The organism is Nonomuraea sp. NPDC050733, from assembly GCF_040654215.1.
Classification (GTDB): domain Bacteria; phylum Actinomycetota; class Actinomycetes; order Streptosporangiales; family Streptosporangiaceae; genus Nonomuraea.
Genome location: NZ_JBFAHO010000009.1, coordinates 214,671 through 234,849, shown reverse-complemented (window position 1 = coordinate 234,849; position 20,179 = coordinate 214,671). Strand labels below are relative to the sequence as shown.

19 protein-coding genes are annotated in these 20,179 nt (G+C 74.3%); 8 read left to right on the top strand and 11 right to left on the bottom strand.

What is annotated here, in order from left to right; translation table 11 throughout:
* Positions 1-328 precede the first annotated feature (328 nt).
* Both AB0H64_RS18615 and AB0H64_RS18610 read right to left on the bottom strand, forming a co-directional pair.
* Positions 329-1,222, bottom strand: a complete 894-nt coding sequence (locus AB0H64_RS18615) for a DUF3152 domain-containing protein (protein ID WP_357625690.1) — start codon at positions 1,220-1,222, stop codon at positions 329-331.
* A 203-nt stretch (positions 1,223-1,425) separates the two neighbouring features.
* Positions 1,426-2,856: an FAD-dependent oxidoreductase gene (locus tag AB0H64_RS18610; RefSeq protein WP_357625687.1), complete on the bottom strand. Its 1,431-nt coding sequence runs from the start codon at positions 2,854-2,856 to the stop codon at positions 1,426-1,428.
* Between the two features lie 226 nt (positions 2,857-3,082).
* On the opposite strand from AB0H64_RS18610, the gene AB0H64_RS18605 reads away from it, so the two are divergent.
* On the top strand, positions 3,083-3,376 hold the full coding sequence (locus tag AB0H64_RS18605) for a hypothetical protein (RefSeq protein ID WP_357625685.1): 294 nt from the start codon (positions 3,083-3,085) through the stop codon (positions 3,374-3,376).
* A gap of 61 nt (positions 3,377-3,437) precedes the next feature.
* The gene (locus tag AB0H64_RS18600; RefSeq protein ID WP_357625683.1) at positions 3,438-5,096 is read left to right on the top strand and encodes a hypothetical protein; all 1,659 of its coding nucleotides are present in this window, start codon (positions 3,438-3,440) and stop codon (positions 5,094-5,096) included.
* Between the two features lie 16 nt (positions 5,097-5,112).
* On the opposite strand, the gene AB0H64_RS18595 is transcribed toward AB0H64_RS18600, so the two are convergent.
* Both AB0H64_RS18595 and AB0H64_RS18590 read right to left on the bottom strand, forming a co-directional pair.
* Positions 5,113-5,994: a hypothetical protein gene (locus AB0H64_RS18595; protein WP_357625680.1), complete on the bottom strand. Its 882-nt coding sequence runs from the start codon at positions 5,992-5,994 to the stop codon at positions 5,113-5,115.
* Positions 5,991-6,356, bottom strand: coding sequence for a helix-turn-helix transcriptional regulator (locus AB0H64_RS18590; RefSeq protein ID WP_357625677.1), 366 nt, complete (start codon positions 6,354-6,356; stop codon positions 5,991-5,993). Before AB0H64_RS18590 ends, AB0H64_RS18595 begins: the two co-directional genes overlap by 4 nt.
* A gap of 399 nt (positions 6,357-6,755) precedes the next feature.
* Here AB0H64_RS18590 and AB0H64_RS18585 point away from each other — a divergent pair, with 399 nt between their 5' ends.
* Positions 6,756-8,030: an MFS transporter gene (locus AB0H64_RS18585; RefSeq protein ID WP_357625674.1), complete on the top strand. Its 1,275-nt coding sequence runs from the start codon at positions 6,756-6,758 to the stop codon at positions 8,028-8,030.
* 129 nt (positions 8,031-8,159) lie between these two features.
* Here the strand turns inward: AB0H64_RS18585 and AB0H64_RS18580 are convergent, their stop codons facing one another.
* Positions 8,160-8,861, bottom strand: coding sequence for a response regulator transcription factor (locus AB0H64_RS18580; RefSeq protein ID WP_357625671.1), 702 nt, complete (start codon positions 8,859-8,861; stop codon positions 8,160-8,162).
* Positions 8,858-10,027, bottom strand: a complete 1,170-nt coding sequence (locus AB0H64_RS18575) for a sensor histidine kinase (RefSeq protein ID WP_357625669.1) — start codon at positions 10,025-10,027, stop codon at positions 8,858-8,860. The genes AB0H64_RS18580 and AB0H64_RS18575 overlap by 4 nt, the downstream gene beginning before the upstream one ends.
* Before the next feature lie 111 nt (positions 10,028-10,138).
* Between AB0H64_RS18575 and AB0H64_RS18570 the strand changes: the two genes are divergently transcribed.
* Both AB0H64_RS18570 and AB0H64_RS18565 read left to right on the top strand, forming a co-directional pair.
* The gene (locus AB0H64_RS18570; RefSeq protein ID WP_357625666.1) at positions 10,139-10,351 is read left to right on the top strand and encodes a DUF5957 family protein; all 213 of its coding nucleotides are present in this window, start codon (positions 10,139-10,141) and stop codon (positions 10,349-10,351) included.
* A complete protein-coding gene (locus tag AB0H64_RS18565) occupies positions 10,348-11,829 on the top strand; it encodes a multicopper oxidase domain-containing protein (protein WP_357625663.1) in 1,482 nt (493 codons plus the stop codon). The genes AB0H64_RS18570 and AB0H64_RS18565 overlap by 4 nt, the downstream gene beginning before the upstream one ends.
* Before the next feature lie 48 nt (positions 11,830-11,877).
* Here AB0H64_RS18565 and AB0H64_RS18560 read toward each other — a convergent pair whose 3' ends face one another.
* The 3 genes from AB0H64_RS18560 to AB0H64_RS18550 are packed head-to-tail and all read right to left on the bottom strand — an operon-like array spanning position 11,878 to position 13,892.
* A complete protein-coding gene (locus AB0H64_RS18560) occupies positions 11,878-12,609 on the bottom strand; it encodes a tyrosine-protein phosphatase (protein WP_357625660.1) in 732 nt (243 codons plus the stop codon).
* Complete coding sequence (locus tag AB0H64_RS18555; RefSeq protein WP_357625657.1) at positions 12,606-13,037, bottom strand: type II toxin-antitoxin system PemK/MazF family toxin; 432 nt, start codon at positions 13,035-13,037, stop codon at positions 12,606-12,608. The genes AB0H64_RS18560 and AB0H64_RS18555 overlap by 4 nt, the downstream gene beginning before the upstream one ends.
* 9 nt (positions 13,038-13,046) lie before the next feature.
* Positions 13,047-13,892: an AraC family transcriptional regulator gene (locus tag AB0H64_RS18550; protein ID WP_357625654.1), complete on the bottom strand. Its 846-nt coding sequence runs from the start codon at positions 13,890-13,892 to the stop codon at positions 13,047-13,049.
* Between the two features lie 96 nt (positions 13,893-13,988).
* On the opposite strand from AB0H64_RS18550, the gene AB0H64_RS18545 reads away from it, so the two are divergent.
* On the top strand, positions 13,989-14,381 hold the full coding sequence (locus AB0H64_RS18545; protein ID WP_357625652.1) for a VOC family protein: 393 nt from the start codon (positions 13,989-13,991) through the stop codon (positions 14,379-14,381).
* A gap of 196 nt (positions 14,382-14,577) precedes the next feature.
* On the opposite strand, the gene gndA is transcribed toward AB0H64_RS18545, so the two are convergent.
* Entirely contained in the window at positions 14,578-16,002 is a 1,425-nt protein-coding gene (gene gndA, locus AB0H64_RS18540; RefSeq protein ID WP_357625649.1) for an NADP-dependent phosphogluconate dehydrogenase, read from the bottom strand.
* A 91-nt stretch (positions 16,003-16,093) separates the two neighbouring features.
* Positions 16,094-16,786, bottom strand: a complete 693-nt coding sequence (locus tag AB0H64_RS18535; protein ID WP_357625646.1) for an HAD family hydrolase — start codon at positions 16,784-16,786, stop codon at positions 16,094-16,096.
* 22 nt (positions 16,787-16,808) lie between these two features.
* Between AB0H64_RS18535 and AB0H64_RS18530 the strand changes: the two genes are divergently transcribed.
* Both AB0H64_RS18530 and AB0H64_RS18525 read left to right on the top strand, forming a co-directional pair.
* On the top strand, positions 16,809-17,453 hold the full coding sequence (locus tag AB0H64_RS18530) for an SDR family oxidoreductase (RefSeq protein ID WP_357625643.1): 645 nt from the start codon (positions 16,809-16,811) through the stop codon (positions 17,451-17,453).
* Between the two features lie 211 nt (positions 17,454-17,664).
* Positions 17,665-20,169, top strand: coding sequence for an ATP-dependent Clp protease ATP-binding subunit (locus AB0H64_RS18525; RefSeq protein WP_357625641.1), 2,505 nt, complete (start codon positions 17,665-17,667; stop codon positions 20,167-20,169).
* Positions 20,170-20,179 lie beyond the last annotated feature (10 nt).

The following is a 20,179-nucleotide window of genomic DNA, read 5'->3' as shown; positions in this document are numbered from 1 at the left end:
TTCCGTCCTGCTCAACCGCTCGGGGCGCCCGTGCTGTTCCCGATTACGGCGATATATCGCGATAGATTCAGACCGTCTTGATCGCTCCGCCGTCGATGACGTGGTCGGCGCCGTTGACGCTCGCGGCGCGCGGCGAGGCCGGACACATCACCAGGGCGGCGACCACCGTCGGCCGGACGAACCTACCGGTCGCCGTCCCGCTGCCGGCCGCACCCCCCGCGAGCGGTTGCTCGTGCCCCGGGCCCGGCGAGGCCGCGAGAGCCGCGCCGCACCCCTGTGGATCTTCCCATGTCACCGTGGGGGCCAGGCCGGGGGATACGGCGCCGCACTAGCGGCGATCTCGGGCTGGGCGCGGCTCCTTGGAAAGCGAGGGCCCTCCGGAGGCGGACGGCGCTTCGGCCGGGGACGGCTCTTCGGCTCGGGAGGGCTCCCTGGCTGGATGAGGCCAGGGGTTGGGCCGGCAGCCGTCCAGCGTCTTCGACTGCTGCACCATGACCGGTGCGAGCCGCCCCGGTCCCGGGCACGAGCTGTGGCCGTGGCCCATAGCGTGCCCCACCTCATGGCTGATCACGTACCGGCGGTAGGCGTCCAGGTCCCCTCGGTACTGCGGCACGCCGTACGCCCAGCGGCGGGCGTTGATGACGGAACGGGAACCGTTCCAGCAGGACAGGTCGCCGCCGGTGCGCAACGGCAGGCACTGCCGGTCGGTCAGGGAGGGGCTGGACAGGGCCACGCGCACCCGCACCGGGCCGCCGTCCACCCGCTGGAACCGCGCCCAGCCGCGCGGGTCATTGAGGGTGCGGTGCACCTCGGCGGCGAACCGGTGGGCGTCGAACGGAAGCCCCCGCTCCACCTCGACGAGGTACCGCACCACCCCGCCGCCACCCGACCGCGCGGGCGCTCCGCCCCCGACGACGTCGTACCGCCCGGACGCCGCGTACGGCACCTTGACCATGTTCGCGACCTTGACCCGGTGCTGGCCCTTGACGTGGCCCGGGGGCTTTGCCTGGCCTGGGGGCTTTGCCTGGCCCGGAGCCGTGGCCTCGTTCGGGGTCTTGGCCTGGTCGGAGCCCGCGGGCTCAGGGGGCCCGGCGGCCGGACCCGCCGACGCGGCGCGCTTCCCGGCGATGGAGGGAAGATCCATGAGCCCGGTGGCCACGAGGGGCACCGCCACGCATCCCCCGGCGACCAGGACCACGATCAGCACCGTCGACGGACGCACCGCGCCTCCCCACTCGATCACGGTGGGGAGGTGTCGATCGTATGCCGGGCGGTGGCCCCGCCCCGGGACTCCGGCCACAAGGTCATGTCCCAATCGCGTAGATCGTCCGTCTAGCCCCGTACCTCCAGGAAGCGTCGGTGAGGCCAGGAAGCGTCAGTGCGGTCGGAAGTGTCAGTGAGGTCAGGTATGTGGTGCAGGTGCGGTCAGGAGGGGAGACGGTACGGCGACAGGTCCAGCGGCGGGCGCTCGCCCAGCGCGAGGTCCGCGGCGAGGCGTCCCGCGTACGGCCCCGCCGTCAGGCCGTACGCGCTCAACCCCGTGGCCACCACCACCCGCTCGCCGGCGCGGCACACGAGCGGCGGCCCGCCCGCGTGCACCGGACGCAGCCCCACCCGCACTTCCGTCATCGCCGCCCCGGCCAGCCCGGGCGCGAGGCGGAGCCCGGCGCGCAGCACCTCGTCCAGCCCGCCCATCGTGACGTGCGGCGCGAACCCCACATCCTCGACCGTCGCCCCCACGACCACCCGCGAGCCCGGGAACCCCAGCAGGTAGGGGCCGTTGTGGGGGAGCACCATCGGCCACCCGGCCGTGTCGGCGCCGTCGAGGGTCGCGTGCACGATCTGCCCCCGCCTCGGGAACACGGGCACCTCCAGCCCGAGCGGCGCGCACACCATCCCGGTCCACGCCCCCGCCGCCACGACCACCACATCGGCCGCAACCCTCTCCCCACGCCGGCCCTCCCCACCGCCGGCCTCCCGGCCACGGCCCTCCAGGCCACGGGCCTCCCGACCACGGACCTCACGGCCGGTCGCGGGGCGATCACCGGAGCCGACCGCCGGTCGATCGCCGGAGCCGGTCGCGGGGCGATCGCCGGAGAGAGGCGCGGCCTGCCGCCACGACCCGCCGCCGTCCGCCTCCACCCGCCCCGGCATGCCCATCCCCGAGCCCGTGGACGCGCCACCCTCCGCGAACGCGCCATCATCCGGGAACGCGCCACCCTCCGCGGGCCGCCCTTCCCGGAGACAGTCCGCGTGGAGGCCCGCGACGTCATGGGACGACGCCTCAGCCCCCGAAACCAACGCCTCAGCCCTCGAGATCAGCAGCACCTCGCCCTCCGCCGTCAGCGTGGCCGTGCCGGTGCGGACCTCGGCCCCCTGCCGGACCGCCGCGCGCAGCAGCGCGTCCCGTACGGCACGGCCGTCGACGCGGGCCGCGCCCGGCACGTGCAGCGCGCTCAACCCGGCCGCCAGCGGCGGAAACAGCCGCGACGGGTCCGGCACCACGGTCACCTCGCCCATCTCGGGCGCACCGGCCCGGCGGCGCTCGAGCAGTGCCCGTACCGGCTCAAGCTCCGCCGGATCCTCGGCGACCAGCAGCGCCCCCACCCGCTCGTACCCGATGTCCTCGCCCAGCGCCTCCACCAGCTCGGGGTAGTGCCGCGCGCCCTCGCGGGCCAGGGCGTACCAGGCGTCGTCGCCCGGGTGGTCCACCCACGGGCACACGATCCCCGCGCCGGCCGCCGTGGCCTGCCCTTCCAGCGCCGCGTCCACCACGATGACGTCCGCTCCGCGACGGCTCAGGTGGTAGGCCGCGCTCGCCCCGACGATCCCGCTTCCGATCACTACGACCCGCATGCCGCCATGATTCCAGCCCACCCCGAACAACCACCCGGCGCCCGCCCCCCGGCCAACCGCGCGAACGGCCCGGCCAGGCGACCGGAACGCTCCGCCGCGGCCCCACCGGCCAGCACGGCACCCAGCGTGCGAGCCCCGCGGCTGCCTCCGGCGACAAGGTCGTGACCTACCGCGACCCCGCCAAGAGCCGATGATCATAGGAGGGAGGCGTAGAGAGGGTGATGTGGTGTTCGACGGCGTGGAGGAAGTGCCGTGGAAGCGGCTCGGGTTCGGTGGGACGGGTCCGGTGCCGGGCCTGTTGCGTGAGATCGCGGCGGCGCCGCCGGGCAGGCGCGCGGAGTCACCGGTGCGGCGGCTGCGGCACGGCCTTTTCCCCACCTTCCAGCCCCGCGAGGTCGTCGGCGCGGCGCCCTGCCTGGTGCCGTACCTGGTGGAGGCGGCCGGGGTCGCCGGCCAACCGCACCGGGGGCTGGTCCTGGACCTCATGACGGACATCGCGCTCAGCGCCCCCCCACCGTGACCCGTTCCGGGATCTCGATGCCGGGCCCGAGCCCGATCACGCGGCGCTGGCGCGTGCGGCCATGGTCGAGCGCGCCGACGCGCTGGTGCTGCTGCTGGACGACGTCGCGCCGAAGGTCGTGGTGGAGGCGGCGCGGCTGCTGGCCTGCCTGCCTGAGGCCGCGCCGACCAGCGTCCCGGCCTTACGGGCGCGAGCCGAGAAAGCCCTGCGGCGGGCGGGTGACACCGGAGCGGTGGCCTGCGTGCTGGCTGTGGCATGGCTGGCGGCGGCCGAGCACGCGGACCGGTTCGCCGGGCTGCTCGCCGCCGGCGCCGCCCAGCGTGACGTACGCGCGGCCGCGGCCGCGGGGCTGGCACTGGCCGAACCCGAAGCGGCACCGCCGGGCGAAGCGGTGATCACGCTGCTGGCCGACGCGGAGGCCGACCGGAGGAGGGTCTGCCACCGCATCCCCTGGCACGGCGACGGCATGACGCCCCTCGGCTCGGCTCTCCTGCGTGCCGAGCGCTGGCATCGCGCCCTGGCCCGGGAGCTGCTGAGCCGCCCGGAGCAGGGCGAAACGGGAGGCGCCCTCCTCGCCGCGCAGCAGGCGATCGCCTCTTGGAGGGCGTCGCCGGCGGACCTGCTGCCGATGCTCGCCGACACCGCGCGGGACCTCATGGCGGACGTACCTTCGCGACCACCCAGGCGCGAACCCGGCCGGCAGCACTCGCTCGCGTACGCGGTCCGGGTGATCGCCGAGTCCGGGCGGGCCGCTGCGGCGCAGGCCGACCTGCTGGCCGGGATGCTGACCGGCGACCCCGCCGAGCCGTGGCCGGAGGTGGCCGCTCCCGCAGTGGAGGGCCTCGCCAGGCTCGGTGACGGCCGCTGCGTGCCCTGGCTCGTCGCAGCCCTCCTCGACGAGTACGGCCACGTCAAGCATCTCGACGTCTCCGCCATGATCCCCGCCATGGTGGCGCACGCGCCCGCCCTGACCCCGGCCCTGCGATCTCTGCTCGGCCCTTCGTCACGAGGTGGCGGCGGCATGCAGGGTGTGGAGTGCATGGAGGCGCTGGTCTCGTGGGGAGCGGCCGCGGCGCCGGTGGTGCCGGCGATCGCCGCCCGGGTCCCCGACAGATACCTTTCGGTCGCGTTGCCGCTGTTCGGGGCGGTCGGCCCGGCGGCGGTCGAGGTCCTGCCGCGGGTGCTGGCCCTGCTCGACGACGAGCAGTCCCGGCACGTGGCGGCCTGGGCGGCATGGCGGATCACCGGCGAGCCGGAGCAGGCCGGGCAGGCGGCGACCCTGCTCACCGAGCACCTCACCCGCCTCGGCCCTCATGCGGCGGACGACATCGCGCCGCTGCTCGAACAGCTCGGCCCCGCCGCCGGGATCGCGGTTCCGGTCCTGCGCGAGCAGCTCCACGACGCCGACCGCGGCGGGCGGGCCGGCCAGGTGGCGCCGGCGCGGGCGCTGTGGGCGATCACCGGCGAGAGCGGCGGGCTGGTCGAGCCGCTGCTGAAGGCCATCACCGTGAGGCCGCTGCCCACCGCCGGCTACCTGGGACCGGCCTCCGAGCTGCGCGCGGTCGAGGCCCTGGGCATGATGGGCCCCGCGGCCGAGCCCGCCGTACCGCAGCTGGAGCTCGTCGCGAACGGCCGGGCCCGCGTGACGTCCTGGGACGCCTGGGCCGACGAGCGGTACCAGCACGCCGCCCGTCGTGCCCTGGCCCTCATCCAGGGGTGACACGAGGGCATCCCCTCTAGGAGGGGGATCCGCCGAGCCGTGGAGCGCGGGCCAGCCACAGGGTGACGGCCAGTGGGATCCCGGTGATCGCGGCCAGCGCCGCCGCGGTCACCGGACCCAGAGTCAGGGGAGGCAGCAGGAACAGGCACGCGATCGGGACCAGCGCGATCAGTGCGCGGCGCCCGACGGGGGAGCGCAGCGCGAGCAGCGCGAAGGCCAGCGCGACGGCGGCGGGCGGCCGCAGGGACGACGACGGGGAGGTCTGGACGCCCACCACGGCGATCGCCAGCGCCCCAGCCGCCCAGCCCAGCAGCCGCGGCACGCCCAGGGAGCCGGCCCCCGGCGAAGGCGCGAAGGTGAGCATCACGGCGCACACGCAGGCGGGAAGGACGCCCAGCGCGACACCGCCCACTTCCACCAGCACCACGTGGGCGGGCGCGAGGCTGAGGACCGTGGGGACGAGGAGCGCCGCGCCCAGCGCGGCCCAGGCCCACAGGCAGGCGGCGGCCGCCTTCCGGCGTCCGAGACAGACCAGGTGCACGACCAGCACGTACGGCAGAGCGAAGGTGAGCGTGAGCAGGGCCGGCCCGGAGTACCCGCGGCCGGCCAGGATCGCGGACTCGAAGAGCCGGCCGGCCAGCGACGCGAGCGGCGCGATGAACGCGGCGAGGTCCATGGCGGTCCGCCAGAGCCGCAGGGACTCGGGCGGCAGCGGGCGCCGCAGCCGGATCACGAGGGCGCCGCGCAGCACGTCGAGCGTGTCCCGGGCGGACGGCCGGTCACGCCCCGGCTCCGTCGCCGCGAGCAGGACGGCGAGCATCTCGTCCTCGTGCACGGCGCGGTGCTCGTTCGGGTACCACGCCAGCAGCCTGCGGTAACGGCGCTCCAGCGGGGTCACGCCGCGCCTCCCGGAGCGGCCGCCGGACGCGCGGGCACACCCAGCCGGGCGCCGAGCCGCGAGACGGCGGTGTCGGCATGACGGCGCAGCCGCTCGGCCTCGCCCGCCAGGCGCGTCGCGCCCGCCGACGTGAGGCGGTAGTAGCGCCGGGCGCGGCCGTCGACGACCTCTTCGCCGCCTGCCTCCACCAGGCCTTCACCCTGCAGCCGGTCGAGCGCCGCGTAGAGGGTGCCGGCGCGCAGCCGTACACGGTCGTCGGATATCCGCAGGATGTCGGTGATGACGCCGTACCCGTGCTGCGGCCCGGCGGCCAGCGCGGTCAGGATGAGGAACGTCGGCTCCTGCATCGATCTTTCAGTCATGCGGTTGATATATACCGATGATCTGAATGGCGTGCAAGGCGCGGACCTCCGAAACGGGTGGACACCTCTGGCAGGGCGTCACTAGGGTGTGGCCTCATGTCCAGCCCCGAGGCGTCAAGACGCTAGCCGCCGGTAGTCCGGTGGCCTCTTCCGACGTTGCCCGGCGCCCCTCCCGCCCGATGCGGCCCGAGGGTTTCTTCGCCGTGGCCGCCGTCGCCACCGGATCGCCGTAGCGCGGGCCGCGTCCGCCTCGAACCACGACATCACCCGACTGCCGCCTCGGCACGCCCGGGCACCCCTGTGCCGGACGTGCCGACCTGACGGCTCTCGTCGAACGCGGCCGGCCCGCCTCAGCTCACCTGACGAATCGGTCACAAGACATCGTTGCGGAGTTTCGCCGTGCCTTTCGCCCTTTACCTGCTCGGACTGGCGGTGTTCGCCATGGGCACGTCCGAGTTCATGCTGTCCGGACTCGTCCCGGACATCGCGTCCGACATGAACGTGTCCGTCCCGGCCGCCGGAGCGCTCACCTCGGCGTTCGCCGCCGGGATGATCGTTGGCGCGCCCCTGATGGCCGTTCTCAGCCTGCGCTGGCCGCGCCGCCGCGCGCTGCTGGCGTTCCTGGTCTCGTTCCTGCTCCTCCACGTGCTCGGCGCGGTCACCACCGGCTTCGAGGTGCTGCTGGTGACCCGGTTCGCGGGGGCCGTGGCCAACGCCGGGTTCCTCGCGGTGGCCGTGGCCACCGCCGCCGCCCTGGCGCCATCGGCCGCCAAGGGCCGGGCCACGTCCATCCTCCTCGGCGGGGTCACCCTGGCCTGCGTCGCCGGCGTCCCGGCCGGGGCGCTGCTGGGGCAGCTGTGGGGGTGGCGGTCGGCGTTCTGGGCCGTCGCCCTGCTGTCGGCGCCCGCCGTCATCGCCGTCCTGCGCTCCATCCCGGCAGCTCCGGGCCGTACGCAGGTCGCTCCGGCCCGTACGGAGGCCGTTCCGGCCCGTACGGAGGCCGATCAGGCCCGTACGGAAACGGGCGTGGCCGGGGCGGGCGGCGGTGCGGGTCGTGAGGCGCGGGCGCTGCGCGACCCCCGGCCCCTGGTGCTCCTCCTGCTGGCCGCGCTGGTCAACGGCGCCACGTTCTGCACGTTCACGTACCTCGCCCCGCTGGCCACCACCGTCAGCGGGATCGCGCCCGCGTGGATGCCCGGCCTGCTGGCGCTGTTCGGGCTCGGCTCGTTCGCCGGTGTCACCGTCAGCGGGCGGCTGGCCGACAGCCGTCCCCGGCTCCTCCTGACGGCCGGCGGGGCGGCGCTGGTCGTGGGGTGGGCGGTGTTCGCGGCGGCCGCCGACCGGCCGGCGGCCGTGCCGGTGCTGGTCTTCACGCTGGGAGCCCTGTCGTTCGCTGTCGGCTCCACCCTGGTGTCCCAGGTCCTGTACGCGGCCCCGGGAGCGCCGACGCTGGCCGGGAGCTTCGCCACGGCGGCCTTCAACGTGGGCGCCGCCGCCGGCCCCTGGCTCGGCGGGGTCACGATCGGCGCCGGGCTGGGCTACCGCTCGCCGCTCTGGGTGAGCGCGGCGCTGGTGGCCCTCGCGCTCGCCTTCGCCACGACGGCACACGCGCTGGAACGCGTCAGGACCAGGCCCGTCACGGCGCCCCGGACGGGTGTCGTGGGAGAGAAGTGACCCCGGGCAGACGGGCTGTGCCGACGTCCGGGCCGAGCGCCGCCTGGTCGTACGGGCGGCGCTCGACGCTGAGGTTGTGGGAGCCGCGCCACCGGCGTCGACAGCCCGCCGCGCCGGCGTCGGGCCGGCCTATGGCCCGGAGCGCGGCGGTGGGCCGGCCACCAGGGAGCCGTCGCCTTCGCCCGGCTGGACCAGGCCGCTCTCGTACGCGAGATGGACGAGCTGGGCGCGATCACGTGCCCCGAGCTTGGTCAGCAGCCGGCTGACATACGTGCGGGTGGTGGCCGGGCTGAGGAACAGGCGCCGGGAGATCTCGTCGTTGGAGCGCCCGGCGGCGATCTCGGCGAGCAGTTCCCGCTCGCGCTCGGTGAGCGCTGCCGGCAGATTCCCGCGAGGCGCAGGATGCCGGTGGGCGACGGCCGCCAGCACGCGCCGGGTGACCGAGGGCGACAGCAGCGCCTCGCCGCCCGCCACCGTGCGTACCGCCGCACGCAGCTCGTCCGGGGCGGAGTTCTTCAGCAGGAACCCCGACGAGCCCGCGTGGATGGCGTCGAAAAGATACTCGTCGGTGTCGAAGGTGGTGAGCACGACGACCCGCACCTCACGCAGCCGCTCGTCGGCCACGATGCGCCGAGTCGCCTCGATCCCGTCGGCCCCCGGCATGCGAATGTCCATGAGCACGACGTCAGGCTGCTCCGCGACCGCCAGCGCGTATCCCGCCGTGCCGTCAGCGGCCTCGCCGACGACGGTGATGTCCGGGGCCCGCTCCAGCAGCACCCGCAGCCCCGCGCGTATCAGCTCCTGGTCGTCGACCAGCGCGAGCCGGATCATCGCGGCGCCTCCAGCGGAAGCGGCGCCTCCAGCGGAAGCGACGCCTCGACGCGGAACCCGGCGCCGGGGCGCGAGCTCACCGCCACGTGGCCGCCCAGCAGGGCGGCCCGCTCCCGCATTCCGGCCAGCCCGCGCCCGGCCGGCTCGCGAGGCAGGTCGGCGCCGCGCCCGTCGTCGGCGACGGTGATGGCGAGCCGGTCGCGTTCGTAGCCCAGGCGGACCTCCGCCTTGGTGGCCCGGGCGTGCCGCAGGCAGTTGGTCAGCGACTCCTGCACGATCCGGCAGGCAGTCGCGTCCACGACCACGGGCAGGGACACCGGCTCACCCTCGGTGCTGAGCTGCACCGTCAACCCTCTGCCGGTGGTCGCCGCCACCAGCGCGTCCAGGTGGCGCAGGCTGGCCGTGGGCGCGCGGCCGTCGCCCTGCTCGGCGTCCCTGAGCAGCCCGAGGGTGCCGCGCAGCTCGCGTATGGCGTCGTCGCCGGCCCGCCGGATGATCGTCAGCGCCGAGCGGGCCGTGGCCGGATCCTCGTCGAGGGTCTCCCTGGCCACGTCAGCCTGGACGGAGATCACCGCGATCGTGTGGCCGAGCACATCGTGCAGGTCCCGCGCGATCCGCAGCCGCTCCTCCTCCACGCGCCGCCGGGCCTCACGCTCGCGCTCCGCCGCGGCCCGCGCGATCGTGCGGCGCTGCTCGGCACGCAACAGCCGGGTCGCCCGTACGGCCGCGCCGAGCGCGATCGCGGCCACCATCAGCCCGATCGTGGACGACAGCTCGAACCCCAGCAGGTATTCCGGGTCCTCGCCGTCGCGCAGCCGGAACGTGGTGCTCACCAGCACGAGGGCCGCCGCGACCGTCGCGGCGACCACGAGGCTGCCCGCCTCGGCCGCGGAGTAGAGGGCTGCCGCCACCGGCAGGGCCAGCCCGATCGGCGGGTAACCGGCGGCGTGGTAGGCGATCAGGCCGACCGCGGTCGCGGACAGCGCCAGCACGGGGAAGCGCCGCCGTACGAGCATGAGCGCGCCCAGCCCGGCCGCGAACACGTATGCCACCAGGTCGGGACTGCGCGTGCCGCCGAGATCCATCGCGACGGCCACGGCCACGACGGCTGACACGGCCATGCCCAGTGCCGCGTCGCCGAGCCGCTGACGGTTGTCCGGATGCACGTCCCGAGGATAGCCAGGCCGGCCGACGGCCCCGTAGTCCCCCGATGTTGACACCCGCTGTCGCCTCCAGCCGATTCCCGCGCCCGCCGCGGCGATCTAGCGTTCGGCGGCATGAGAACACTCGGGGTGGCCATTCTCGGCCTCTTCGCCGGGCTGGCCGTGGGATTCGTCCTGTTCAGCGAGGTACTGGCGAGGCTGGTCGTGAGCAACGGCACGGTACGAGCACCGTGGACGTTCATCATCGGATTCGGCCCGCAGATCCTGGCCGTGGTGGGTGCGGTCGCCGCGGTTCTGATCGACAACGCGCGGAGGAGCAAGTCGTGAGCCTGTCCCGGCGGCGTTTCCTGCGGACCGCCGCGAGCGGCCTGGTCATGGCGCCCCTGGCGGGCTGCAGCGGGTCCACGAACGGCGGCGGGTCCACCGGCGGCGCCAACGTGGAGACCCAGTCCAGCGCCGGCAGCCTGCTCCGCAGCACGGCCCGGCTGCCGGAGCCGTTCACCGTGCCGTTGCCGATCCCGCCGGTGCTGCGCCCCTCCGGCACCGACGTGTACGAGATCACCCAACGCGTCGGCCAGGCGGAGATCCTGCCCGGCCTGCGCACACAGGTGTGGGGGTACAACGGGATCTTCCCCGGCCCCACGATCGTGTCCAGACGCGGCCGCAAGACCGTCGTGCGCCACCGCAACGAGCTGCCTGAGCCCGTCGTCGTGCACCTGCACGGCGGCAGGACCCCCGCCGAGCACGACGGCTACCCCACCGACCTCGTCAGCCCCGGAGCCGTCCACGAGTACGTGTATCCGCTCGACCAGCCCGCGGCCACCCTGTGGTACCACGACCACCGGATGGACCACACCGGACGGCAGGTCTACCAGGGACTCGCCGGCTTCCACCTCGTGCACGACGACGAGGAAGAAGCGCTCCCGCTGCCGAAGGGCGAGCGGGACGTCCCCCTCATGATCGCCGACCGCTCCTTCGCCGAGGACGGCTCGATGATCTACCCGGACCTGCACAGCGACTTCATCAGCGGCGTGCTGGGGGACTGCGTGCTGGTGAACGGGGCGCCGTGGCCGGTCATGGAGGTCACCGCCACCCGCTACCGCTTCCGCGTCCTCAACGCCTCCAACGCCCGCCGCTACCGGCTCGCGCTCGATCCGCCGCCGCCCCGCGGAGTGTCGTTCGTCCAGATCGGCAGCGACCTGGGCCTGCTCGGCGCGCCTGTCGCGCACGCCGAGCTGCAGATCGCCCAGGCGGAGCGGTTCGACGTGGTGGTCGACTTCTCCGCTTATCCGGTCGGGCAGGCGGTGACGCTGACGAACCGGCTCGGCGAGGACGGCACCGCCCACGTCATGCGCTTCGTGGTGGCTCGCAGGGCGGCTGACGACAGCCGCGTCCCGGCCAAGCTGACCGACTTCCGGCCGCTGTCGCCGTCAGAGGCCGTCGTGGAGCGGACCTTCACCTTCCAGCGTGGCGGCGCGGAACGGCACGGCATGAGCCTGTGGACGGTCAACGGCCGGGCGTTCAGCCCCGACCACATCGCGGCCACCCCCAGGCTCGGCACGGTGGAGCGGTGGAAGCTGCGCGCGCAGAACGTGGCGCACCCCGTCCACATCCACCTCGCGCCCTTCCAGGTGCTGGACCCCGGCCCCTACGCCACCGGCTGGAAGGACACCGTCGACCTGGCCAGCGGCGACCAGGCCGAGGTCCTGCTCCGGTTCGACTCCTACCGCGGCAAGTACGTCTTCCACTGCCACAACCTCGAACACGAGGACATGATGATGATGGCCAACTTCCGCATCACCTGACCGGCGTCACAGGTGCCGCTCGGGATCCTCCGGGGCGCGCCGCCCGGGTCACGGCTCCAGCAGGTGCCCGCGCAGCGCCTCCACCAGGTCGCCTCCGACCCCCAGGCGCTCCGCGGCGTACCCCTCGACGGAGCCGTGCGCGGCGGCCAGGTCCGCCAGGAAGAACCTCATGATGTCGCCCGGCGCCCGCCCGTAGCCGGGCCAGACCAGGGTCCGGTCCGGGTGCGCGGCGCGCCAGTCCGAGATGAGCCGTGCGGAGGCCAGCTCCGTGAGGGCGAAGTCGGCGACGACGGTCTCCTCGTCCACTCCCGCCAGTGTCAGCACGAGGGCGGCGAGCAGCCCGGTGCGGTCCTTGCCGGACGCGCAGTGGAACACCAGGGGCGCGTTGTCGTCCGCGGCGATGATCTCCAGTGCCTGCCGCAGCTCCGCCGCGCCGTCGTCGGCCACCTCGGCGTACCGGTCGGCCAGGAAGCGGGCCGTGTCGACGTCCGGGCCGAGCGCCGCCTGGTCGTACGGGCGGTGCTCGACGCTGAGGTTGTGGTAGGCGAGCCCGTCGAGGTGCCGGACCCGCCCCTTGGCCGCGATCTCCCACGGGTAGCGCAGGTCGATCACCGTGCGGACGCCCAGCTCCACGAACCGGTCCCAGTCGGCGCCCTGGAGCTTGGCCAGTGAGTCGGCCCGGTAGAGCCGGCCCCAGCGCAGCACGCGACCGTCCCGGGTGCGGTAGCCGCCCAGATCCCGGAAGTTGTGCACCCGCTCGAACGCGATGTGCCGTGTCATCGGCCCGCGGACCAGCCGTACAGCTTCATCAGCCGGGCCGCCACCCGGGTGAAGCGGTCGACGTCGAGCACCGCGCCCTCACGCCTGATGTCGTCCTCGTCCAGCACGAACACCCGGTCCAGCCGCGCGTGCGACACCCTGCCGTCACGGCCCCAGGCGCCGACCTCCACCCAGTCGGGCCCGTCGTCGCCCTTGCTGGACAGCATGACGCCGAGCAGCCTCCGCCCGGTACGGCCGACGACCAGCAGCGGACGGTCCTTGCCCCGCGCCGTGTCCTCCTCGTACGGCACCCACGCCCAGACGATCTCGCCGGGGTCGGCCAGGCCGTCGAGGTCGGGGGAGTAGGCCAGCGTGGCGGCCTGGGCCGTCGAGTGGATCTCACGCACCGCGCCGCGGAGGGGTCGCGGGTCTTCACCTTGATCGTGCACGTGGGCATCCTAGGCTCTCCACCGATCGTCCGCGCGCGGCGGCGTCAGGAGGCGGCGCAGGACGGCGGGGGTGTGGCCGGCGTGGTGGCGTACCGTGCGCGTCAGGTGGGCCTGGTCGGCGAAGCCCAGGTCGGCCGCCAGCCGCGCCAGGCTCTCCTCCCCGGCCTCCAGCCGGTCGAGCGCCCGGCCGACGCGCACCCGGTTGCGGTAGTGGGTGAGGGAGACGCCCAGCTCGCGGGTGAACGCCCGGCTGAGCCGGTACGGCGAGACGGCCAGGAACTCGGCCAGCGACAGCAGCCCGGCCGCCGCCTCGTGGCCGGAGGCGATGGCCTCGCGCGCCGCCTCCACGACCGTGCCCACCGGCGCCCCGGGCCCCGATCCGGCGCCCGGGGGGCCGGGCGGGGGAGGGGTCGTGCGGCTGACGGCGGTGGCCACCAGCGGCAGCAGGGCCTCGGTCAGCTCGTAGGCGGGGTCGCCGCTCCGCGTGGCCGCCAGGAGGCGGCGGTGGGCCAGGTCGAGGCGGGCGTCGACGTACACCGTCGAACGGGCCGGCCGCCCACGCTCACCGGTGAGGACCCGCCACAGGCGAGGGGAGAGGCGCAGCGAGGTGCACTCGTCGCCGCCCGTCGGATGCGCGAAGCGCTCCTCCTCGCCGGGCAGCGCCAGGTACGCCATCGTCGGGTCCACCAGCGTGCCCCGGCCGCCGGCCATCCGCCGGAACCGGCCCCGCCGCACCAGCACCAGCAGGTACGCGGACCCCACCTCGACCGGTGACCACCCGCGATGGTCGTCGACGCAGGTCACCGCGTCGACCGTGAACCCCGGCCCGCCCCCGAGCCGCACACCTGTACGCACCCCGCGCACGTTATGCCCCGGGTACGACAATCCCAGCCGCCGCCTGCGTGCGCGTCCGGACCGAAAGACCCGGAGCGGTGCTGCAGAGGTGCAAGGATGTTCAAGACCGTGGCGTCGGCGACCGGCAGGCTGGGCCGCATGACGACTCTTTCCACGATCATTTTCGACTGCGCCGACCCGGCCGCGCTCGCGGCCTTCTACGCCAAGGCCACCGGCTGGCGGCTCGGCGAGGGCGACGCCGACTACGCCACCGTCGAGGGCGGCCCCGTCACGCTGGCCTTCCAGCGGGTGGACGGATACGGCGGCGGCCCCGGCTGGCCGGGCGGCGACAAGCACCTCCACCTGGACTTCCAGGTGCCGGATGTCGGCGCCGCCCGTGCGGAGCTGGTCGCCCTGGGCGCGTCCGTGCCGGACTTCCAGCCGGGCAAGGACGAGTGGACGGTGTTCACCGACCCCGAGGGCCACCCGTTCTGCGTCTCGGCGGCCTGAGCGCCCCAGTGCGGGGACCCGGCGGGGCGCCGGAGCAGCACAGCGACGGGCCGGGTCCCGCCAGACCCGGCCCGCCAAGCCTCCCCGAGCCCCCGGACACGTCGGGTCCGGGGCCCGGGTCCGAGCCGTACGGTTACGCCAGGCGCTCGGTGCGCGCCCGACGCCGTACGGTTACGCCAGGTCCGAGCCGATACGGCTACGCCGGGTGCTCGGTGCGGTCGCCCGACCAGTCCGTGTGGAAGGCGCCCTCCCGGTCCACCCGGAGGTACGTGTGCGCGCCGAAGAAGTCGCGCAGCCCCTGCACCAGCGCCGCCGGCAGCCGGTCGCGGCGCAGCCCGTCGTAGTAGGCGAGCGCCGAGGAGAAGCCCGGCGTCGGCACGCCGATCCGGACGGCCGTGGTGACCACCCGCCGCCAGGCGTCCTGCGCCACGTTGAGCGCCGCCGCGAACGTCGGGTCCGCGAGCAGCGTCGGCAGCGCCGGGTCGGCGTCGTAGGCCGAGCGGATCCGGTCGAGGAACTTGGCCCGGATGATGCACCCGCCCCGCCAGATGGTGGCCATCGCGCCCAGGTCGAGGTCCCAGCCGTACTCCTTGGAGGCGGCGGCCATCTGGTCGAAGCCCTGCGCGTACGCGACGATCTTGGACGCGTACAGGGCCTGGCGCACGTCCTCGACCAGCTCGCGCCCGCCGACGCCCGACAGCTTCGGCCCTTCCAGGCCCCTGGCGGCGGCGCGCTGCTCGGGGTGGCCCGACAGGGCGCGGGCGAAGACCGCCTCGGCGATGCCGGTGACCGGCACGCCCAGGTCGAGGGCGCTCTGCACGGTCCAGCGGCCCGTGCCCTTCTGCTCGGCCTGGTCGACCACCACGTCCACGAACGGCTTGCCGGTGGCCGCGTCGACCTGCTCCAGCACCTCGGCGGTGATCTCGATGAGGTACGAGTCCAGCTCGCCCTGGTTCCACTCGCGGAACACCGCGGCCAGCTCGGCCGGGGTCGCGCCGAGCGCCTGCCGCAGCAGGTCGTACGACTCGGCGATGAGCTGCATGTCGGAGTACTCGATGCCGTTGTGCACCATCTTGACGAAGTGCCCGGCGCCGTCGGGGCCCACGTGCACCGCGCACGGCACGCCGTCGACCTTGGCCGAGATGTCCTGCAGGATCGGCCCGAGCGCATCCCACGACTCCGTGGAGCCGCCCGGCATGATGCTCGGCCCGTTGAGCGCGCCCTCCTCGCCGCCGGAGATGCCGGTGCCGACGAAGTGGATGCCCTTCTCACGCAGCGCCGCCTCGCGCCGCCGGGTGTCGGCGAAGTGCGCGTTGCCACCGTCGACGATCATGTCGCCGGGCTCCATCAGCTCCGCGAGCTGGTCGATCACCGCGTCGGTCCCCGCGCCGGCCTTCACCATGATGATCGCCCGCCGGGGCCGCTTCAGCGAGGCCACGAAGTCGGAGAGCTCCTCGGCGGCGACGAACGTGCCCTCGCCGCCGAACTCCTTGACCAGCTGCTGCGTGCGGCTCGTGGAACGGTTGTGCACGGCCACCGCGTAGCCGTGCCTGGCCAGGTTGCGGGCCAGGTTGCGTCCCATGGTCGCCAGTCCGGTGACGCCGATGTCTGCCAAGTCCATTTCAGCTCCTCTATCGGGGATACGCACGGTCAAGCCTCATCAGTTCGACCGGATATTCCCCGCCACGCCGATCGCTCCGGGCCGGAACCGCTCAGTCGACGCCGCGCACGCCGAGCTCGTCCAGCCTGTCCAGCATGTCCGCCGGGTCGGCGTACACCCGGAAGGCGCCCGTACGCTCAAGCTCGTCCCTGCCGTAACCGCCGGACAGGAGCCCGATCCCGAGCGCGCCCGCCCTGCGCGCGGCGAGCAGGTCCCAGACGCTGTCTCCCACCACCATCGCATGCGCCGGATCGACGTCGAGCAGCGCCGCACCCGCCAGGAACAGGTCGGGGTCCGGCTTGGCGCGGCGCACCAGGTCGCGGGTGACCATCGGCGTGTCCTCCGGCAGGCCCAGCATGCCGAGCGCCAGCCGCGCCGTACGGGCGTAGCCGCTGGTGGCGATCGCCCACGGCACGCCGCGCGAGGACAGCTCCGCCAGCAGCTCGGCGGCGCCGGGCAGCGGGCGGACGGAGTGGACCTGCTCGGTGTAGGCGTCGGCGTGGGTGTTCTGCAGCTCGTCGATCTGCTCCTGGGTGAGCTTCAGCCCCGTCTCCCGCAGCAGTGCGCTGACGAACAGCCCGCCGCTCATCCCGATGCGCCGGTGGATCCGCCACACCGACAGATCGATGCCCATCCCGGACAGCGCCTGCCGCCAGGCGATCACGTGCTGGTACACGCTGTCGATCAGGGTGCCGTCGAGGTCGAACAGGAACGCCGGGGTGGGGGCCTGCGGGAAGTCACTCATGGGTCCATGACACCATGAGCGGATGAGGATCATCATCGCGGGCGGTCACGGGAAGATCGCGCTCCGGCTTGGGCGGCTGCTCGGGAGCGCCGCCACCGGCCTGGTGCGCAACCCCGCGCACGTGGCCGACGTCGAGGCCACCGGGGCCCGGGCCGTGGTCTGCGACCTGGAGAGCGCCGGAGCCGAGGAGCTGGCGGCGATCCTCGACGGCGCCGACGCGGCCGTGTTCGCCGCCGGGGCCGGGCCGGGCAGCGGCGTGGCCCGCAAGGACACCGTCGACCGGGCCGCGTCCGTGCTGCTCGCCGATGCGGCGGAGCGGGCGGGGGTGCGCCGGTTCCTGCAGGTCTCGTCGATGGGCGCGGGCAGGCCGCCCGCGCCGGGAAGCGACGAGGTCTGGACGGCGTACATCACGGCCAAGACCGAGGCCGAGGAGGACCTGCGCCGCCGCGGGCTCGACTGGACGATCGTCCGGCCGGGCGGGCTCACCGACGACCCGGGCACGGGCCAGGTGCGGCTCGCGCCGGAGGTGCCGCGCGGCACGGTGCCCCGCGACGACGTGGCCGCCGTGCTGGCCGAGCTGCTGCGCGAGCGGGCCGCGATCGGCCGGGTCCTGGAGCTGGTGTCCGGTGACACGCCGATCCCGCAGGCGATCGCCTCGGTGCGCTGAGCCGCTCCCTGCGCCGGGCCTCTCTCCGCGCCGGGCCTCTCTCTGCGCCGGGCCTCTCCCCGTGCTGGGCCTCTCCCCGTGCTGGGCCGCGGGTCCGGGCCGGGTCGCGGTCCGGGCTGGTCAGGGTTTTGCCGTTCGGCGGCGCGGGGTTGGCTTTGGCTTGCGGCGTCCCCGGTTAGGGGTTCCCTCAGTGCGCGAGAAGGGACCCGTAATGTCGGATATGTCGCTCTTTGGGGGAGACCCGTTCAAGCGGTTCGAGGAGCTCACCGGCCGGATGTTCGGCGACGCGTGGCCCCCCGCCCGGCCCAGTGTGCAGCGCGTCGACATCGGCAGGCTGCTCAGCGAGCCGGCCCGGCAGGTCCTCACCGACGCCATGGAGACCGCCGGGCGGCGCGGCGCCGAGGACCTCGGCGTGCTCGACCTGCTCGACGCCCTGACCCGGGCCGACCGGACCAGCGCCCTGCTCCGGGCGGCCGGCGTCAACGTGGAGCGGCTGCGCGAACGCGCCGAGGCCGCCGCCACGCCCGGCGAGCCCGCCGGCGAGCCGCCCGCCACGCTGTCCCCGGGCGTCAAGCGCACCCTCCTCGACGCCCAGCGCATCGCCCGCGCCCTCGCCTCCTCCTACATCGGCCCCGAGCATCTCCTGCTCGCCCTCGCCGCCAATCCCGGCTCCACCGCCGCCCGGCTGCTCCAGGAGGAGGGCGTCTCCGTCCAGGAGCTCCAACGCGCCATGGCGTACGGCGACGAGCCACGCCCGTCCGAGCGGGCCCCCGCCAGCGACACGCCGTCGCTCGACCAGTTCGGCAGGGACCTGACCGAGGAGGCCCGCCAGGGCCGCATCGACCCGGTCGTCGGCCGCGAGGACGAGATCGAGCAGGCCCTGGAGGTGCTGTCCCGCCGTACCAAGAACAACCCGGCGCTCATCGGCGAGCCCGGCGTCGGCAAGACCGCCATCGTCGAGGGCATCGCGCAGCGCATCGTGAACGGCGACGTGCCCGACCCGCTGAAGGACCGCCGCGTCGTCGCGCTCGACCTGACCGGCATGGTGGCCGGGACGAAGTACCGGGGCGAGTTCGAGGAGCGCATCAAGAAGGTCGTGGACGAGGTGCGCGCCCAGGCCGACCGGACGATCGTGTTCATCGACGAGATGCACACGCTCGTCGGCGCCGGCTCGGCCGAGGGCGGCATGGACGCCGCCAACATCCTCAAGCCCGCCCTCGCGCGCGGCGAGTTGCACGTCATCGCCGCCACCACGATCGACGAGTACCGCAAGAACGTCGAGAAGGACGCCGCCCTCGAACGCCGCTTCCAGCCGATCCTCGTCTCCGAGCCGACCGTCGAGGAGACGATCGAGATCCTGCGCGGCCTGCGCGACGCCTACGAGGCCCACCACCAGGCCCGCATCACCGACGAGGCGCTGCACGCCGCCGCCATCCTGTCCGACCGGTACATCCCCGACCGGTTCCTGCCGGACAAGGCCATCGACCTCATGGACCAGGCAGCCGCCCGGGTACGGCTGCGCGCCCGTACCCCCGGCACCGACGTGCGGGACCTGGAGGAGCGTCTCGACGCGCTGCGCCGCGACAAGGACCAGGCCGTGGCCAACGAGGACTTCGACCGGGCCAAGGAGCTGTCGTCGGAGATGGGCAAGCTGCGCCCCGAGCTGGAGCGCGCCCGGCAGGTACGTGACGAGGCGCCGCAGGTCATGGCCGAGGACGTCGCCGAGATCGTCTCCCGCCGGACCGGAATCCCGGTGCGCCAGCTCACCGAGCAGGAGCGCGAACGGCTGATGCGGCTGGAGGAGCACCTGCACCAGCGGGTCGTCGGCCAGGACGAGGCGGTCGTCGCGATCGCCGAGGCGGTCCGCCGCTCCCGCGCCGGGCTGTCCGACCCGCACCGGCCGATCGGCAGCTTCCTGTTCCTCGGGCCGACCGGCGTCGGCAAGACCGAGCTGGCCCGCGCGCTGGCGGCGGCCCTGTTCGGCGGCGAGGACCACATGGTCCGGCTGGACATGAGCGAGTACCAGGAGCGCCACACGGTCTCCCGGCTCGTCGGCGCCCCTCCCGGCTACGTCGGCTACGAGGAGGCCGGGCAGCTCACCGAGGCCGTTCGCCGCCGCCCGCACGGGGTGCTCCTGCTCGACGAGATCGAGAAGGCCCATCCCGACGTGACCAACATCCTGCTGCAGATGCTCGACGACGGCCGCCTGACCGACGGGCAGGGCCGCACCGTCGACTTCACCAACACGATCGTCATCATGACCAGCAACATCGGCGCCCAGCTCATCCTGGATTCGGGCGAGGACCCCGCCAGGATCGGCCCCGCCCTGGAGGAGCGCCTCATGGACCTGCTGCGGCACTCCATGCGGCCCGAGCTGCTCAACCGGATCGACGAGACGATCATCTTCGAGCGGCTCGGCCGCGAGGAGCTCCGGCAGATCGTCGAGCTGCTGCTGGAGCGCACCCGGCAGCGGCTGCGCGGCCAGGACATCGACCTCCAGGTCTCCGAGGCGGCCGTGGACTGGCTGGCCGAGCGCGGCCACCAGCCCGAGTTCGGCGCCCGGCCGCTGCGCCGCACCATCCAGCGCGAGCTGGACAACCGGCTGTCGGCGATGCTGCTGACGGGCGAGGTCGCCGAGGGCGGCCGGGTGATGGTGGACGTGGAGAACGAGCGGCTGTCCCTGCGCGCCCACAACCCGGAGCCGGTCGGCGCCTGACCGCGCCCTC

What these genes read in the sequence shown, in the direction of transcription:
- AB0H64_RS18610 (WP_357625687.1), bottom strand. Translation starts at nt 2,856, where the DNA reads ATGCGGGTCGTAGTGATCGGAAGCGGGATCGTCGGGGCGAGCGCGGCC.
- AB0H64_RS18600 (WP_357625683.1), top strand. Translation starts at nt 3,438, where the DNA reads ATGGTCGAGCGCGCCGACGCGCTGGTGCTGCTGCTGGACGACGTCGCG.
- AB0H64_RS18590 (WP_357625677.1), bottom strand. Translation starts at nt 6,356, where the DNA reads ATGACTGAAAGATCGATGCAGGAGCCGACGTTCCTCATCCTGACCGCG.
- AB0H64_RS18580 (WP_357625671.1), bottom strand. Translation starts at nt 8,861, where the DNA reads ATGATCCGGCTCGCGCTGGTCGACGACCAGGAGCTGATACGCGCGGGG.
- AB0H64_RS18570 (WP_357625666.1), top strand. Translation starts at nt 10,139, where the DNA reads ATGAGAACACTCGGGGTGGCCATTCTCGGCCTCTTCGCCGGGCTGGCC.
- AB0H64_RS18560 (WP_357625660.1), bottom strand. Translation starts at nt 12,609, where the DNA reads ATGACACGGCACATCGCGTTCGAGCGGGTGCACAACTTCCGGGATCTG.
- AB0H64_RS18545 (WP_357625652.1), top strand. Translation starts at nt 13,989, where the DNA reads ATGTTCAAGACCGTGGCGTCGGCGACCGGCAGGCTGGGCCGCATGACG.
- gndA (WP_357625649.1), bottom strand. Translation starts at nt 16,002, where the DNA reads ATGGACTTGGCAGACATCGGCGTCACCGGACTGGCGACCATGGGACGC.
- AB0H64_RS18535 (WP_357625646.1), bottom strand. Translation starts at nt 16,786, where the DNA reads ATGAGTGACTTCCCGCAGGCCCCCACCCCGGCGTTCCTGTTCGACCTC.
- AB0H64_RS18530 (WP_357625643.1), top strand. Translation starts at nt 16,809, where the DNA reads ATGAGGATCATCATCGCGGGCGGTCACGGGAAGATCGCGCTCCGGCTT.
- AB0H64_RS18525 (WP_357625641.1), top strand. Translation starts at nt 17,665, where the DNA reads ATGTCGGATATGTCGCTCTTTGGGGGAGACCCGTTCAAGCGGTTCGAG.